Below are 15,993 nucleotides of genomic sequence, written 5' to 3'. Positions count from 1 at the left end.
TTGACGTGAATTGAATTTTTATTCAGTTTCTCTGAACCGGCGTTCGATCATCGAACAGCGACCGCCGTCAGGCCCGAAAAGAGTGCCATCCAGGGAAGGAACCACCATGTCTCAATTCAAGATTAGCCGTCGTCGTCTGCTGACTTCGGCCGCGGGCGCCGCCGGCGGCGCGGCCTTCATGGGCCCGTGGACGCATAACCGCGTCTATGCGCAGGGTGCGGCCAAGCCGATCCGCATCGGCATCACATCGGATGCCAGCGGCCAGTATGCCAATTCCGGCGCCGAAGACCGCCGCGGCATGATGATGGCCATCGCCGAAGCCAACGCCAGGGGCGGCGTGCTCGGCCGCAAGATCGAAACCTTCCATCTCGATACCGAGACCACACCGGCCACCGGCAGCCGCGTCGCCGAGCGCATGATCACCCGTGAGAATTGCGGCTTCCTGATCGGCGCCATCCATTCCGGCGTCGCCAACGCAATCAGCCAGGTGGCGCAGAAATACGGCGTCATCTACATCAACACCAACTCCAGCGCGCCGTCGGAAGCCGGGCAGAACTGTCACCGCGTCAAATTCGTCTTCGACGCCAACGGCACCAACTTCGCCAAGGCGGCGGTGCAGGCCTCCGTCGAGAAGTTCGGCAAGAGGTGGGTGCTGCTAACCAACGACTACGTCTGGGGCCATTCCACATCCGCCGCCACCAAGGCGCTGCTCAAGCAGTTCGGCGGCGAAATGGTCGAGGAAATCCTGGTGCCGCAGGGCACCCGCGATTTCTCCTCGCAACTGCTGAAGATCCAGCAGCTCAAGCCGGGCGCGGTTGCCGCGGCGATCGGCGGCGACGACCAGAAGGCGATGCGCCAGCAGATCGCGCAGCTCGGCATGGGCGACAAGACCGCCTGGATCAATAACCAGCAGGACTGGCCGGACGTCTACGGCCTGCCGCTCGACAACCTGTTCGGCGTGTTCGGCACCACCTGGTACTACAATCTCGATCTGCCCGGCGTGGCCGAGTTCGTGCAGCGCTACAAGACCATGTTCCCGGATACCGCGATCAAGGTGCCCGGCAACGTGTTCTACAACGGCTACTGGTCGGTGCGCGAACTGCTCGGCGCCATTGAACGCGCCGGCTCCACCAACAACATCAAGGTCATCAAGGCGCTAGAAGGTCACAAGATGTCGGCGCGTGACCGCATGCAGCACCACGATGCCTGGATCGATCCGGTGACGCACCAGGTGCAGCAGTCCATCTATCTGGCCACGGCCAATGTTGGCACCAAGGATTCGGACGACATGTTCAAGATTCTCGGCAACACCTCGCCGCAGGAAGCGATGGATGCGGATGCGAGCGGTGCCTGCAAGCTGGAATCCTACGAGTCCACGCCGAACTTCGACGCGTAACCCTGAAACTGCGGGCGGCTGTCATGCGGCCGCCCGCTCTTTTCCTGTCCCTGTCGAAACGCTGATTCACATGACCAGTCTTGTTCCGCATCTCGTCAACGGGCTCACGCTTGGCCTGCTGTTCGCCCTGATTGCCCTGGGTTTCACGTTGATTGTTGGCGTGATGGAGGTGATCAACCTCGCCCATGGCTCGCTCTTCACCCTCGGCGCCTACCTGGCGCTTTCAACCATTGGCGCCGGCTGGTTTGCCGGCACGCCATTCGGCATCTGGTGGCTCGAACTGCCGATGGCCAGCCGTTATTTCATCGGCCTCGCATCGGGGCCGGTGCTGGCCGGCGTCGCAGGCATGCTGCTCGAACTCTGTCTGCGTCCGACCTATGGCAAGGCGCCGCTCTATGGCCTGCTGCTCACCTTTGGCGCCGCCATTGTCGTCGAAGAGGCGATCCGGCTGGTCTGGGGCACCGGCGAGCAGAGCATGCCAGTCCCGCAGATGATCAGCGGCGCCTTCCTGATGGGCGGGCTGATTTTCTCGACCTACAAGTTCTATGCCGCCGGCTTTGCCATTGTTGCCATCCTGCTGGTCTGGCTCTTCCTTGAGCGCACGCCCTATGGCGCGATCATCAAGGCGGGCGCGCATGACAGCGAGATGGTGCGCGCGCTTGGCTACGATCTTGCCCGCCTGCGTCTGATCGTGTTCGGTTTCGGTTCGGCGCTGGCCGGCATCGCCGGCATGGTGATGGCGCCGATCTGGGGCCTGCGCCCGCATCTGGGCATCGATGTCGTCATTCCGGCCTTCCTCATCATCGTGATCGGCGGTGTCGGCAGCTTCTGGGGCGCCGTCGCCGCCGCCATCCTTGTGGGCATGGCCACCGGCATCACCGGCGCCTATGCGCCCGCCTGGTCGCTGATGTCGATGTATATCCTGCTGATCGCGATTGTCGGCTTCCGCGCCCGCGGCCTGCTGGGACGCCAGAGCGCGCTGGAGAACTGAATCGATGATCACGCTTTCCGATATCCCGGCCCGCGGCGGCACGCCCTTCACGCTGCCGATGGGACTCTTCCTCGCGATCCTGGCGACGGCGCCGCTCTGGCTGCAGTTGGTTGGCCTCTACCAGTATCTCGGCGTCGAGATCGCGATCTGGATCCTCTTCGCCATGGGTTTCAACCTGCTGTTCGGCTATACCGGCCTGCATTCCTTCGGCCATGGCGCCTATCTCGGCATCGGCGCCTATGGCTTCGGCCTGTTCCAGCATGGCGTGGCGATCAGCCTGTGGGGCGGCCTGCTGGCGGCCATCCTCGCGGCCACCGTTGCCGGCGCCGTCGTCGGCGCCTTCCTGTCGCATCGCCGCGGCATCTATTATGCGCTGCTCACCATTGGTTTCGGCCAGGTCTTCTGGTTCACCGCCATGAAGCTGCACTGGCTCACCGGCGGCGAGGACGGCCTGCTGAATATTCCGCGGCCCGATCTCGTCATCGGTCCGTGGCGCGTCAACCTGAACGACAATGCGGCCTTCTACTGGTTCGTGGCCGCCATCATGGCAGTGGCGGTGCTGCTGATGTGGCGGGTCGTCAACGCGCCGGTCGGCCGCATCCTGCAGGCGATCCGTCAGAATGAAACCCGCGCCCGGTTCGTCGGTTATGACGTCTGGCGCTGGAAATGGCTGGCCTTCACTGTGTCGGCGGCGTTTGCCGGTCTGGCCGGCGGGCTGTTCGCCATGGCGCAGCAGAGCGCCTATCCCGATGTGATGAGCCTGCATCAGTCCGGCATCATCGTGATGATGGTGCTGGTCGGCGGCGGCCTGGTCAGCTTCTGGGGTCCGGTGCTGGGGGTCATCCTCTATTTCATCGCCCGCGATGTGCTGGGTGGCCTGACCGAGGCCTGGTTGCTCTGGTACGGCCTGATATTCGTCGTCATGGTCATGGTGCGGCCGGAAGGTCTGGCCGGACTGATCCACGGCATGGCACAGCGGTCGCCGCCGCCGTCACCGTCTGCTGCGCCTGCCGTCAGGCCGGAGGCAGTGTGATGGCGCTGTTTCAGGCTCAGGGCATCCAGAAGCGTTTCGGCGCCCGCGTGGTGCTGGAGAATATCGCGCTGTCGATCGAAGCCGGCACTGTGCATGGCATCATGGGCCCCAATGGCGCCGGCAAGACCACCTGCTTCCATGTCCTCACCGGGCATCATGCGCCCGATGCCGGCCGCATTATCTTTGACGGCAAGGACATCACCGGGCTCAAGCCGCATATGATTGCGCGTCTGGGCATCTCGCGGTCCTTCCAGCTGATGAACCTGTTCGACGACGCGGTGGTGATCGAGAATGTGATGCTGGCGCTGCCGGCCTTCCGCGCCATCGGCAGCAGTCCGTTCCGCGCCACGTTTAACGACAGCAAACTGACCAAGGCGGCGCTGGCCGTGCTGGATCAGGTCGGCCTCGCGGATCGCGCCTGGAACAAGTCGAAGGATCTGAGCTACGGCGAGCGGCGCGCCCTGGAAATCGCCGTCGCGCTCGCTGCCGAACCGCGCATCCTGTTTCTCGACGAGCCGACGGCCGGTCTCGGCGCCAAGGGCACGCAGGCCTTGGCGCAGCTGATCCGCCAGCTCCGCCGGCAGTACACCATCTGCCTGATCGAGCATGACATGCGCTTCCTGTTCGAACTGGCCGACCGCATTTCGGTCATCCATTGGGGCCAGGTGATTGCCGAGGGCACGCCGGCCGCGCTCAAGGCCAACAAATGGGTGGCGCGGTCGGCGCTGGGGGCGGTGGCCTGATGCTCAGCGTATCCGGAATTGAAACCTTCTATGGCGAGACGCAGGCGCTGTTCGGCGTGTCGCTCGATATCGGCCCGGGCGAGGTTGTCGCCCTGCTCGGTCCGAATGGCGCGGGCAAGACCACGACGATCCGCTCCATCCTCGGCCTGTCGCCGCCGCGGCGCGGACAGATCCGCTTCGACGATCGCGACATCACCCATATGCCAACCCACCGCATCTCGCGCCTGGGGATTTCATGGGTGCCGGATGACCGTCGCGTCTTCCCGACCCTGACCGGCGCGCGCAACCTGCGTCTGGGCACGCGGCGCACCCGCTTCCGGTCGTGGTGTCAGGACGAGATGTTCGGAATCTTCTCGGCGCTGGAGCACTTGATGCGCCGCGAATGCGAAAACATGTCGGGCGGCGAGCTGCAGATGGTGGCGATCTCGCGAGCGCTGCTGGCCTCGCCCGGCCTGGTGCTGTTCGACGAGCCCAGCCAGGGCCTGGCGCCCAACATCGTGCAGGGCGTGATGCGCACCATCCGGCGGCTGCGGGATGAGGGCATCGCCGTGCTGGTGGTCGAACAGAATGCGCTGGCGGCCCTGGAGGTCTCGGACCGCACCTATGTGATGGATCGCGGCCGCATCGAATATGAGGGCCGGGCCCAGGATCTGCTGGACAATCCGGTCCTGCGCCAGCGCCTGATCGGAGTGTGAGCATGACCGCGATGCTGGATGTCAAAGCGCTGGAGAAAGTCTATCGCCGCGGCCGGTTCGACCGCACGCCGACCTTCCGGCTGACGGCCGATTTCACCATCGAACGCCCGTCCATCGTCGGCATGATGGGGCCGAACGGCTCGGGCAAGACCACGCTGTTCGAGCTGGTGACCGGATCGAATGCGCCGACGGCGGGCGAGGTGCAGGTGATGGGCCGCAACATCCATCGCGTCCGCACCGACCAGCGCGACCGCCTCGCCATCCATTATCACCAGTCCTATCAGGTCCGTCATTTCCGGTCCTGGACGCCGAATGCGCTGCTCGAACCCGCCGGGTCCGACTACCCGATGGTACATCTGTTCGACGAGCCGCAGTTCAACACGCAGGATGGCTATATCGGTTTCATGCTCGATTTCTTCCGGCGCCTGCGCGCGGAAGGCCGGCTGGTGTTTCTCTGCGTCCATCCGAACGAGAAATTCCATCTCGAGATCCTGCAGGAAATCTGCGAGCAGTTCATTTTCGTGCAGAAGGGCGCGGCGACCTGCGTTCCGGACTACGACGCGCTGCTGGCCTTCGAGCCGGCGCGCGCCTATCTGGGCGGCCTGCTGACGGATCGCGCCGCGTGAGTAGGTTCCAGTCAGAGGCTTATGACGTCCCGGTTTCCCCAGACGCCATCCGTGCGGATTTCCCGGGCTTCACCTTCGATACCTATGTCGATCCGCCCGGGCAGGTCTGGGCGGATTTCGTGCACCAAAGCGATGAATTCGTGGTTGTCGCCGCAGGGCGCGTCGAGATCGAAGTGGGCAGCGAGCGCAGTCTGTGCAAGGCCGGCGACCTGGTGCGGATTCCGGCCGGCATGCGCCATACGCTGCGCACCACAAACGATTCAGGCAGTGTCTGGCATTACGGATATGGAACCTTCGGACCCCCTCATGGCTGATCCCGTCATGACCGAGCGTAAATTGCGCGTTGCGCTGATCGGCTGCGGCCTGATCAGCCTGTATCACCTGCGCGCCTGGGCAGCCGCCGGTGTCGAGATCGTGGCGGTCTGCGACACCGACCGCTCGAAGGCGGAAGCGCGCGCGCTGGAGTTCGGCGTGTCGCGGGTCTACAGCAATGCCATCGACATGTTCGCCCATGGCGGCTTCGATATCGTGGATATTGCGGCATCGGTTGGCGCGCATGCTCCGATGGCGCGGCTGGCCGCCAATTTCGGCATCCATATCATGGTGCAGAAGCCGATGTGCGCGACGGTGGCCGAGGCCCGGGACCTGGTCGCGGATGTCGGCGACCGCGTGCGCTTCATGGTGCATGAGAATTACCGGTTCCGGCCGCATTACATGACCGTGCGGCGCTGGATCGACGGCGGCCGCATCGGAAAAATCCGTCACGTGGCCATCTCCTGTCGCGGCTCCGGGCTGTGCGAACGCGAGGGCACGGTGCCGTTCCTGATCGAGCGGCAGCCATATCTGAAAGGGTTCGCGCGCAATCTCGTCTTCGAGACCATGATCCATCATCTCGATGTACTGCTATGCCTGGTCGGGCCGCTGCAGGTGGTCGCCGCGCGGCTGGGGCGTCTGGCCAGCGGCCTGCCCGGCGAGGATACGGCCGCCATCCTGATGGAAGGCGAGGACGGCCTGATCGCCACCGCCGATGGCAGTCTCTGCGCGCCCGGCTATCCGCCGTTGCATGGCGACCGGCTCGAGGTTGTCGGCACCACAGGCACCATCGTGATGGAGCTGAACCGCATCTTCATCGTCGGCCGTGAAGCGGAAACCCTCGAGGAGGTCGACCTGCTCGGCCGCTACCAGGAATGCTTCGATACGGCCATCCGGTCCTTCATGACGGGCCTCAGCGATGGAACGCCGTTCGAAACCGACCGGCTCGGCAACCTGAAGACGCTGGATCTGATGGAAAGTGTTTACCGTGCCGCCGGCGTGGAGATCGACCCATGAATGTTCAAACCGAAAGCCTCACCCCGGTGATCGATCTGGGGCAGGTCGACAGCCTCTTCAGCATTCGCGGTCTGCGCACCTTCATTCCCGGTGGATATGGCGCCATCGGTGAAGCCATCGCGGTTGCCATGGCCCGGCTGGGCGCCGAGATCTGCGTCGCCGGGCCCAGCCTGGACAAGGCCGAGGCGCTGGCGGAACGGGTTGTCTCCACCGGCGGCAAGGCTCATGGCATCGCCCTGGATGCCCGCAGGGAGCAGTCCATCTTCGCCGCCACCGCGGAGGCGATAGAGCGGATGGGTGGTGTGGACGTCCTGGTCAACTGCGTCGGCATCCAGCGCGAACAGGCCATCCTCGACGTCACGCCGGAGACCTTCGACGAGGTCTATGCGACCAATCTGCGCTCGGCGATGTTCCTGGGCCAGGCGGTGGCGCGCGACCAGATTGCGCGCGGCCGGGGCGGACGCCAGATCCATCTCCTGTCCGTCCGCTCGCAGCTGGCCCTGCGCGGGCGCGGCTATTCCGCCTACTGCGCCACCAAGGGCGCGCTGGTCATGCTGGTGAAGCAGCATGCGATGGAACTGGCACCGCATAACATCACGGTCAACGGCGTTGCGCCCACCTTCATCCAGTCGGACCGCATCCGGCCGCATCTCGATCGGCCGGCCTTCAAGAATTTCATCCTGGAACGCAATCCGCTCGGCCGCATCGGCGAACCCATCGAGGTCGTCGGCCAGGTCATCACCTTCGCCGCCGCGGCCGGCAGCTACATGACCGGCCAGGTCGTCTACATCGATGGCGGCGTGACCGCGTCGCAGTGAAAACCACACAGACTCCAAAAGGACCTACAGCATGACCGTGGACCAGCCCTGTGCGCTGATTGGTGGCGCATTCCGCAGCAAGACCCAGACTGAATCGCTGCCGGTGATCGATCCCTGCACCGAAGAGGTGCTGTGGCTGCAGCCGGCCTGCGGCCCGGCCGAAGTGGCCGAGGCGCTGGGCCATGCCCGGGCGGCCCTGCCGGTCTGGTCGGCGGTGCATGGCTGGGAGCGCGGCAAGATTTTGCGGCGCATTGCGCGCGAGATGGAAGCACGCAAGGGCGCCATCGCGCGTGCGCTGTCGATGGAGATCGGCCGGCCGATTGCGCAGTCCGAGGGCGAGGTCAACGCGGCCATCGAGCAGTTCGACTGGTTCGCCGGCGAAGCCGAGCGCCTGTTCGGCGAGACGATCCGCTCGCGCCAGGGCGGCCGCCTGATCGTGACGCATGAGCCGGTCGGCATCGTGGCGGCCTTCTCGGCCTGGAATTTCCCGGTCAACCTGCCGGCGCGCAAGATCGCTCCGGCGCTGGCCGCCGGTTGTCCCGTCATCGTGCGGCCGTCCGAACAGGTGCCGATGACCACCACGCTGGTCGCCGAGGCCTGCGTGGCGGCCGGCGTGCCCGCCGGCGTCGTGCAAGTGCTGACTGGCCGCGCCAACGATATCGTACCGAGCCTGATGCAGGCCGAAGAGGTCCGCAAGATTTCGCTGACCGGATCGACCCCGGTCGGCAAGATGCTGCTGGCCCAGGCGGCCGAAACCGTCAAGCGCTGCTCGATGGAGCTCGGCGGCCATTCGGCGGTGGTGGTCTGCGCCGATGCGGATGTGGAATCTGCCGCGGTGCAATGCGCCACCTTCAAGTTCAGGAATGCCGGCCAGGTCTGCATCGCGCCGAACCGCTTCTATGTCGAAGAGTCGGTCATCGACCGCTTCCTCGACAGGATGGTGACGGAAGCCAAAGCCCTGAAGGTGGGCGACAGCCGCGATCCGGCCACCACCATGGGGCCGCTCACGCTGGCCTCGGGCCGCAACAAGGTCGAGGGTCTGATCGCCGATGCGGTCCAGCGCGGCGCGAAAATCCGCAGCGGCGGCCGCCGGCCGGAAGGCCGCAACAAGGGCTTCTTCCTCGAGCCGACGGTGCTGTCCGATGTACCCGACGATGCCCGCATCATGATCGAGGAACCCTTCGGCCCGGTGGCGCCGGTCGCGACGTTCACGTCCCTCGACGATGCGATCACGCGCGCCAACAGCACGCCCTATGGCCTGGCGGCCTATGCCTTTACCGGCAGTTCGGCCAAGGCCGAAAAGCTCTCGGCCGGCTTGCGCGCCGGCATGGTCGGGATCAATTCCTTCCTGATCGCGCATGCCGAAACGCCGTTCGGCGGCGTCGATCATTCCGGTATGGGCCGCGAGGGCGGGCGTCAGGCGATCCAGGATTACCAGAACATCAAGCTCACCAACATGACCTGGGCCTGAGGACAGGGGCCTGAAAACGGGGACCTGAGCATGACCTTCGCTCATCGGCTACGCCAGGCCCGTGCCGGCGCAGCCGTCCTGAACGGCTGGATCGCGCTGCCCTCGCCATTGGCGGCGGAAGCCCTGATGCAGGGCGGCTGGGACAGCGTCACCATCGACATGCAGCATGGCACGGCGGATTACGGCGATCTGCTAGCGTTGCTGCCGATCATCGAAAAGGCCGGCGCGGCCGCACTTGTGCGCGTGCCCTGGCTGGATGAGGCCGCCATCATGCGCGCGCTCGATGCCGGCGCGCGCGGCATCATCGCCCCGATGATCGAAACGGCTGCCGATGCGCGCCGGCTGGTGGCAGCCTGCCTGTATCCGCCGCTGGGCGCGCGCAGCTTCGGGCCGATCCGCGCGCGTCTGGCGCTGGCCGAGGCTTACGCCGATACCACGCGCGCCAATGCGGAGATCGTGCCGCTTGCGATGATCGAGACGCGCGCCGCTGTCGACAATCTCGATGCGATCCTCGCCGTGCCCGGTCTGGGCGGGCTTTATATCGGTCCGGCCGATCTGGCGCTTAGCCACGGCTACACGCCGGGCTTCGACCGCGAGGAACCGGAGATGCTGGCGCTGCTCGATCATATTCTGGCGCGCTGCACCGCTGCCGGATTGCCCTGCGGCCTGCATTGCGGCGCGCCGGCCTATGCCGCGCGCATGGCGGCAAAAGGCTTCGCGCTGCTGACGGTCGGATCGGATGCACGGTTTTTGGAAGCCGGCGCGCGGGCTGCGACGGCAGCCTTCCGCGCCTGAACTGAAGTTGGCGTCCCCGGAGAGATTCGAACTCCCGACCCGCTGCTTAGGACGCAGCCGCTCTATCCAGCTGAGCTACGGAGACGCACGGCGGCGAAAATAGTCGCCCCGCCGGCCTGCCGCAACCCGCCGCCGCATACGGATGGCATCATCCTGCGGGAATTCAACGGCTTTCGGATGGTCCGCCTGCGGTTTCGGCAGTTGTGACAAGTATCACAGGCCGCCGGCCATATCTGAAAAGTAACTGCGTGCGACGGGCTGCCCGGTGGCAGGGTGGGTTTGCCGGTTCCTCCCAGCAGGCCTCCCCAGCCTTCGGATCGCCGGCAGCCAGGAGCCGCCGTGATGTCGTCGTCCTTCACCGAACTCTCCCGCCAGAATCTGCGCGATGGCGTGAATTTCCTCTCCGCCGCGACGCTGACGCCCGCCATGGGCAGCGGCGCCGGCATGCTGGAAGACTGGATCGCCGCCATCGAGAATGCCTATCACGGCCTGCTCTGCCTGATCGCCGCCCAGGCCAACCTGCATGCCATCGCCCCGATGCTGCCCACCGATGCTCAGCGCATCAGCGAGGCGCGCGGCATCGGTATGCATATTCGCGACGTGCTCGGGCCCTTCTCGATGGGCCATCGCTGCCCGCTCGACCATATGCCGGTCTCCGAGCGTCTGGAATTCACCGCGCTGATCCTGCTCGAACTGCAGGCCGTGCAGGCCGATCTGGTCGAGCAGCAGCGTGACTGGGTGATCGACGCCGTGGCGATGAGCGAGCTGGAGGCGGCGGTCAACCGCCTGCTGCGCGCGCTCGGCCAGTGCGAAAAGCGCGCCCAGCTCAAACTCTGAAAATCGTCAGCGCCGGCCCTGCTGCTGCTTCAGCTTGAGCAGTGCGGCAAAGGGGGAGTCCGCCATCTTGGCCTCGTCCTCGCGCCGCTTCTCGTCCTCGCGCTTGCGCTTTTCCACGATGGCCTTGTGCGAGCGCAGATACAGCGTCACATCGGTTTTGGTTTCCGGATCGCGCGCCCTGATGGTCTTGTAGCCCAGCGCGAACAGCAGGCGGTCCAGTTCCTCGGGGCCACAGCCGGCCAGGTTCATCCAGGCGGTATCGACCTGGAAGCTGCCCGGCGGACCCAGCGGTTTTTTCCGCTTCGGCGCATCTCTCGGTACATCCTTGGGCGCGGCATCCGCATGCAGCACCGGCGCCGGGGCTTCGGCCATGGCTTCCATCGGCTGCCCGATCCGCTCGCCGATCGGTTCCGGGCCGGCGGCGACCTCGATCGCGTCATCAGCCACGGCTTCCGCCAGCGCCGCTTCCACGGCGGCCAGTTCCGTTGCCGCCAGTTCGTTTTCCGCAGCCTCTGTCTCTGCTGCCGCCGCGGGCGCGGCATCCGGCTTCGGCGTCTCGCGTTTTGCCGCCTTGTCCTGCTTCAGCGCCTGGCGGGCCGCATGTTCGGCCTGGCGTGCGCCTTCGCCGATGCGCTGCACGACATCCAGGCGGAAGGCCTGGCGGCCGGCGCGCAGGAAACCGGCGGCGAGCCACCAGCGGTCGTCGCGCCATTCCAGAACGGGGAGCGAGGTCAGGCCCGGCGTCGGCGGTGCTTCCGGCTCCTTGCCATTATAGACGGCCCAGAGCAGCGTCTTCAGCTGGGTCGGCTTGGGCTTGAGCAGCTTGGGCACCAGGATATGGGTCTCGCCGAAGCTCACCCCCATCTTGCGCAGCGGATGCCGTTCGGCCTGGCCCATATGGCGCACCAGGTCGGCCACATCGTCGCGTTTCACGGTGCCCAGATCCATCGCCAGCTGGAAGGCGACGCCGCGCGCCGTGCCCTTCAGCTCGGCGTCGCGCAGGCGATGGAGATCGCCCAGATGCTGGTGCAGATGCCGCTTCAGCCAGCTCTGCAGTTTCTCGTCCACCGCCTTGCGGGTGTCCGCCGGCAGCTGCTCGTCGGCCAGCAGGGTCAGCTTCGGCTCCAGCATCTCGGCGCCCTTGGCCAGGATGGCGAGTGTCACGCTCTCCTTCTCCGGCGTGGTCAGCATGATGCCGCCTTCGGGCGACAGCGCGAAGCTGCCATCTTCCAGCGCCAGCATGGCCTGGGCGCGCTCGTTCAGCGCCGGACCCAGCACCCGCAGCGCCGCTGAACGCAGGATGCGCCGCTGTTCCACGCTGTCATGGCCCACCGGGCGGAAGCGCAGACCGCGCAGATGGCCGATGATCTCGCCATCCACGGTCAGCGCGTCGTCTTCGCCCAGCTTGACGTCCAGGAGAGAGATATCTTCGGCCAGACCGCGCGTCAGCACGCTGGTGCGACGGTCGACGAAGCGTTCGGTCAGCCGCTCGTGCAGCGCATCAGACAGGTTGTCCTCGATGGCGCGCGTCTTCGCCTGCCAGCTCTGCGCATCTTCCATCCAGCCGCCGCCCGAATGACCTCCTCTGTGGGTCACGGTCGTCCAGGTGCGGATATGCGCCAGCCGCTGCGACAGCGTGTCGATATCGCCGTCGGTGCGGTCGATGTTGCGCAGCTGACCGGCCACCCAGTCGCTTGGCAGCTTGCCGTGGTTGTCCACCAGATGCACATAGAGCTGGCTCAGCAGGCGGGCATGGCTGTCCGACAGGTCCTTGGTGAAATCGGGAATGGCGCAGACCTGCCACAGCAGTTCCACGCGCTCCTTCGAGGTCGCACGCTCAATGATCGCGGCGTCTGCCTTCAGGGCCTGCAGGCTCAGCAGGTCGTCGGCATCGCGGCCGCGCGTCAGGCCCTCGCGCGGCGGCGGCAGATCCAATGTTCTGATCAGGCTGTCAACAGACCGGAAATCTAGATCGCTGTTGCGCCAGCGCGCCGCCACCACCGGCTCGAAACGGTGATTCTCGATCCGCTCGATCAGGTCGGGTTCCAGCGGGGCGCAGTTGGCCGTGGTGCCAAACGTGCCGTTGCGCAGATGACGACCGGCGCGGCCGGCGATCTGGCCGATCTCGGCCGGCGTCAGCGGGCGCATCCCTATGCCATCGAATTTCGTCAACTCAGCGAAGGCCATATGTTCGATATCGAGATTGAGGCCCATGCCGATGGCATCGGTGGCCACCATCACATCGACATCGCGGTTCTGGAACAGCTCGACCTGGGCGTTGCGGGCGCGGGGCGACAGCGCGCCGAGAACGACGGCGGCACCGCCGCGCTGGCGCTTCACCTGTTCGGCGATGGCATAGACGTCGGCGGCCGAGAAAGCGACGATGGCGGAGCGCTTGGGCAGCCGCGACAGCTTCTTGGCGCCGGCATAGGTCAATTGGGAAAGCCGCGGCCGCGCCACGAATTCGGCCTTCGGCACCAGGCGGCGGATCAGGCCCCGCATGGTATCGGAGCCTAAGAACATCGTCTCTTCGGTGCCGCGCGCATGCAGCAGGCGGTCGGTGAAGACATGGCCGCGCTCGGCATCCTGCGCCAGCTGCACTTCGTCGACGGCCAGGAAGTCGTATGTCCGGTCCAGCGGCATGGCTTCCACGGTGCAGACGAACCAGGTGGCGCCGCGCGGGATGATCTTCTCCTCGCCGGTGACCAGCGCCACATGACGGTCGCCCTTGATCTTGACGGCCCGGTCATAAATCTCTCGCGCCAGCAGCCGCAGTGGCAAACCGATGATGCCGCTGCGATGGCTGAGCAGCCGCTCCACGGCCAGATGCGTCTTGCCGGTATTGGTCGGCCCCAGCACGCAGAGGATGCGGCCCTTTTCGGCGGTCTTGAGATCGGTCACGGCTTCAACTCGCCTTATTCTGAATGGTTTTGGTGATGCGGGCTGTCGTGCACAGCTGCTCGTCCACGGTTGCCGCGACCTCGCAGAAGGCCACGCTGCGACCACGTTTGAGCATGGTGCCGGTCATGATCACGCGCTCGCCGGCCTGTACGGAACGGATATGCTGCACATGAATATCCACGGTCATCGCGGTTTCATCTTCGCGCATATGACCCAGCATGGCGAGCAGCGCCGGCGGTTCCAGCAGGCCGTTCAGCACGCCGCCATGCACATATTTGCCGAAAACCAGCATATCGCCCTGGGCAGTGAAGCCCACTTCGGTCCGCCCGGGCGCAAGGCTCAGCAGGTCCAGTCCGGCCCAGCGGTGGAAGGCGGTCTGGCCGATCAGGTTTTCGGCAAAGGGCCTGACCCAGCCGGCAAGGCTAGGGTCGAAAACGGGCCCGGGGCGGGCGAACATGGACGGAGGCTCCGGTTGTGGCCGTCAGTATACTGTCGGCCTGCGCAGGGGTGCAACGCCGCCCGGCCGCCGTGAGACCCGCTAGCGCCGCCGTCCGCCGTCCAGGGCCACCGTCTTGATCATCGCGTGCACCGCAACACCGGGGGCCAGGCCGAGACGTTCGGCCGAGAGCCGCGTCACCCGCGCCAGCAGCAGCGCGCCGTTGCAGTCGATCTGCACTTCCACCTGCGGCCCGCCATCGTGTTTCAGCTCGGTGACGATGCCAGGCAGGATGTTGAGCGCGCTGGTGTCGGATGGCGGGCTTAGCGCCAGCGTCACATCGCGGGCGCGGATGCGCAAACGCACGGTCTCGCCGACGCCACGGTCGCTGCGCGCGATATACAGACGGCCAGCGCTGCTGTGCAGTTCTGTCAGGCCATAGGTCTCGTCATGGCCCGCAACCGTAGCGGTCAGCACCGCGCCGGCCTCGTAGCGGCCGGTGAGCGGGAAGAGATCGAGCCGGCTGCTTAAATCCGCCATCGTGCCCACCGCCTGCACGCGGCCGTCTGACAGCAGCACCACGGTATCGGCCAGCCGCGTCACTTCCGGGATCGCATGGCTGACATAGACGATGGGCAGATTCAGTTCGTCGCGCAGACGTTCCAGATAGGGCAGGATTTCGTCCTTGCGCGCGGCATCCAGGGCTGCCAGCGGCTCGTCCATCAGCAGCAGTTCGGGCCGGCTGAGCAGCGCGCGGCCGATGGCGACGCGCTGTTTCTCGCCGCCCGACAGCGTGGCCGGGCGACGTTGCAGCAGGGCTGTTATGCCCAGCAGATCGACGATCTGCTCCAGCGTGATGGCGTCGCTGCGACCGTTGAACCAGCGGCCATAGAGCAGGTTCTGCCGCACGGTCAGATGCGGAAACAGCCGGCCTTCCTGGAACACGTAACCGATGCGGCGCCGGTGCGGCGGCACGAAAATGCCGGCTGCGGTATCGACCAGGACGCGGCCGTTGATGCTGATGCGGCCGTGCCGGGGCTGCAGCAGCCCGGCAATCAGGTTGACCAGCGTGGTCTTGCCGGCGCCCGAGCGGCCGAACAAAGCGGTCAGGCCGTGGTCGCAGGCGAATTGCGCGTTGAGCGTGAAATCGCCCTGGGCATGGGTGATATCGACCTGCAGGCTCATTGCAGGATTCGCTTCGCCATGCGGCGGGCCAGCAGCTCGGAGGCGATCAGCGCCACGGCGGCAATGGCAATCGCGATCACGGTCAGCCGCAGCGCCTGGGCATCGCCGCCCGGCACCTGGGTGAAGACATAGATGGCGGTCGGCAGGGTCTGCGTCTCGCCGGGGATATTGGAAACAAACGTAATGGTGGCGCCGAATTCGCCGAACGCGCGGGCAAAGCTCAGCACGATGCCGGCCAGGATACCGGGCAGGCTGAGCGGCAGAGTGATGGTGAGGAAAACCAGTGCCGGATGGGCGCCCAGCGTATGGGCGGCCTGTTCCAGTCTGGGATCGACGGCTTCCATCGACAGCCGGATGGCGCGCACCAGCAGCGGAAAGCCCATCACCGCGCAGGCCAGCGCCGCGCCGGTCCAGCGAAACGCCAGCACGATGCCCAGATGCTCGGCCAGGAATCCGCCCAGCAGGCCGCGCCGGCCGAAGACCAGCAGCAGCAGATAGCCGGTCACCACCGGCGGCAGGATCAGGGGCAGATGCACGGCGGCATCCAGCAGCGCCTTGCCGGGAAAGCTCTTGCGCGCCAATAGCCATGCAATCAGCACACCGAACGGCAAACTGCCGGCAGTGGCGACCAGCGCCACCTTCAGGCTGAGCGCAATGGCGGTGAGTTCTTCAGGGGTGAGGGCGAACATACCAACCGTCATGCCACGGCAAGGCCGTGGCATCCACGACTTTCAACG

Annotated in this window: 16 protein-coding genes and 1 tRNA gene; 12 read left to right on the top strand and 5 right to left on the bottom strand. The window is 65.8% G+C overall.

Annotated elements, in window-relative coordinates; translation table 11 throughout:
* The first annotated feature begins 106 nt into the window (after nucleotides 1-106).
* The 11 genes from AC1ROB_RS02445 to AC1ROB_RS02395 all read left to right on the top strand — a co-directional run bounded on the left by AC1ROB_RS02445 (nucleotide 107) and on the right by AC1ROB_RS02395 (nucleotide 9,897).
* Nucleotides 107-1,396, top strand: coding sequence for an ABC transporter substrate-binding protein (locus AC1ROB_RS02445; RefSeq protein WP_492972343.1), 1,290 nt, complete (start codon nucleotides 107-109; stop codon nucleotides 1,394-1,396).
* Between the two features lie 70 nt (nucleotides 1,397-1,466).
* Complete coding sequence (locus tag AC1ROB_RS02440) at nucleotides 1,467-2,387, top strand: branched-chain amino acid ABC transporter permease (RefSeq protein WP_492972344.1); 921 nt, start codon at nucleotides 1,467-1,469, stop codon at nucleotides 2,385-2,387.
* Between the two features lie 4 nt (nucleotides 2,388-2,391).
* Nucleotides 2,392-3,420, top strand: a complete 1,029-nt coding sequence (locus tag AC1ROB_RS02435) for a branched-chain amino acid ABC transporter permease (protein WP_492972345.1) — start codon at nucleotides 2,392-2,394, stop codon at nucleotides 3,418-3,420.
* Nucleotides 3,420-4,163, top strand: a complete 744-nt coding sequence (locus AC1ROB_RS02430; RefSeq protein WP_492972346.1) for an ABC transporter ATP-binding protein — start codon at nucleotides 3,420-3,422, stop codon at nucleotides 4,161-4,163. The genes AC1ROB_RS02435 and AC1ROB_RS02430 overlap by 1 nt, the downstream gene beginning before the upstream one ends.
* Nucleotides 4,163-4,858 (top strand): ABC transporter ATP-binding protein, encoded by a 696-nt coding sequence (locus AC1ROB_RS02425; protein ID WP_492972347.1) that lies wholly within the window; start codon nucleotides 4,163-4,165, stop codon nucleotides 4,856-4,858. The genes AC1ROB_RS02430 and AC1ROB_RS02425 overlap by 1 nt, the downstream gene beginning before the upstream one ends.
* Nucleotides 4,859-4,860: 2 nt before the next feature.
* On the top strand, nucleotides 4,861-5,484 hold the full coding sequence (locus AC1ROB_RS02420) for an ATP-binding cassette domain-containing protein (RefSeq protein WP_492972348.1): 624 nt from the start codon (nucleotides 4,861-4,863) through the stop codon (nucleotides 5,482-5,484).
* Nucleotides 5,481-5,798: a cupin domain-containing protein gene (locus AC1ROB_RS02415; protein WP_492972349.1), complete on the top strand. Its 318-nt coding sequence runs from the start codon at nucleotides 5,481-5,483 to the stop codon at nucleotides 5,796-5,798. The genes AC1ROB_RS02420 and AC1ROB_RS02415 overlap by 4 nt, the downstream gene beginning before the upstream one ends.
* A complete protein-coding gene (locus tag AC1ROB_RS02410) occupies nucleotides 5,791-6,813 on the top strand; it encodes a Gfo/Idh/MocA family protein (protein WP_492972350.1) in 1,023 nt (340 codons plus the stop codon). Before AC1ROB_RS02415 ends, AC1ROB_RS02410 begins: the two co-directional genes overlap by 8 nt.
* Nucleotides 6,810-7,631 (top strand): SDR family NAD(P)-dependent oxidoreductase, encoded by an 822-nt coding sequence (locus AC1ROB_RS02405; protein WP_492972351.1) that lies wholly within the window; start codon nucleotides 6,810-6,812, stop codon nucleotides 7,629-7,631. The genes AC1ROB_RS02410 and AC1ROB_RS02405 overlap by 4 nt, the downstream gene beginning before the upstream one ends.
* 31 nt (nucleotides 7,632-7,662) lie before the next feature.
* On the top strand, nucleotides 7,663-9,102 hold the full coding sequence (locus AC1ROB_RS02400) for an NAD-dependent succinate-semialdehyde dehydrogenase (protein ID WP_492972352.1): 1,440 nt from the start codon (nucleotides 7,663-7,665) through the stop codon (nucleotides 9,100-9,102).
* A 30-nt stretch (nucleotides 9,103-9,132) separates the two neighbouring features.
* Nucleotides 9,133-9,897 carry an HpcH/HpaI aldolase family protein gene (locus tag AC1ROB_RS02395; RefSeq protein ID WP_492972353.1) on the top strand — a complete coding sequence of 255 codons (765 nt, stop codon included), beginning with the start codon at nucleotides 9,133-9,135 and terminating at the stop codon, nucleotides 9,895-9,897.
* A gap of 8 nt (nucleotides 9,898-9,905) precedes the next feature.
* On the opposite strand, the gene AC1ROB_RS02390 is transcribed toward AC1ROB_RS02395, so the two are convergent.
* Nucleotides 9,906-9,982: transfer RNA gene (locus tag AC1ROB_RS02390), tRNA-Arg, on the bottom strand.
* A 257-nt stretch (nucleotides 9,983-10,239) separates the two neighbouring features.
* Here AC1ROB_RS02390 and AC1ROB_RS02385 point away from each other — a divergent pair.
* Complete coding sequence (locus tag AC1ROB_RS02385; protein ID WP_492972354.1) at nucleotides 10,240-10,734, top strand: hypothetical protein; 495 nt, start codon at nucleotides 10,240-10,242, stop codon at nucleotides 10,732-10,734.
* Between the two features lie 6 nt (nucleotides 10,735-10,740).
* Here the strand turns inward: AC1ROB_RS02385 and AC1ROB_RS02380 are convergent, their stop codons facing one another.
* The 4 genes from AC1ROB_RS02380 to modB all read right to left on the bottom strand — a co-directional run bounded on the left by AC1ROB_RS02380 (nucleotide 10,741) and on the right by modB (nucleotide 15,945).
* Nucleotides 10,741-13,635 carry a helicase-related protein gene (locus AC1ROB_RS02380; RefSeq protein ID WP_492972355.1) on the bottom strand — a complete coding sequence of 965 codons (2,895 nt, stop codon included), beginning with the start codon at nucleotides 13,633-13,635 and terminating at the stop codon, nucleotides 10,741-10,743.
* Between the two features lie 4 nt (nucleotides 13,636-13,639).
* Complete coding sequence (locus AC1ROB_RS02375; protein WP_492972356.1) at nucleotides 13,640-14,092, bottom strand: PaaI family thioesterase; 453 nt, start codon at nucleotides 14,090-14,092, stop codon at nucleotides 13,640-13,642.
* An 81-nt stretch (nucleotides 14,093-14,173) separates the two neighbouring features.
* Nucleotides 14,174-15,256, bottom strand: coding sequence for a molybdenum ABC transporter ATP-binding protein (gene modC, locus AC1ROB_RS02370; protein WP_492972357.1), 1,083 nt, complete (start codon nucleotides 15,254-15,256; stop codon nucleotides 14,174-14,176).
* Nucleotides 15,253-15,945: a molybdate ABC transporter permease subunit gene (gene modB / locus AC1ROB_RS02365; protein WP_492972358.1), complete on the bottom strand. Its 693-nt coding sequence runs from the start codon at nucleotides 15,943-15,945 to the stop codon at nucleotides 15,253-15,255. Before modB ends, modC begins: the two co-directional genes overlap by 4 nt.
* Nucleotides 15,946-15,993 lie beyond the last annotated feature (48 nt).

The organism is Ferrovibrio sp. GW821-FHT12F09 (assembly GCF_058806775.1).
The sequence above is the reverse complement of the archived record's forward strand: the minus strand, read 5'-3'. Positions and strand labels throughout refer to the sequence as shown.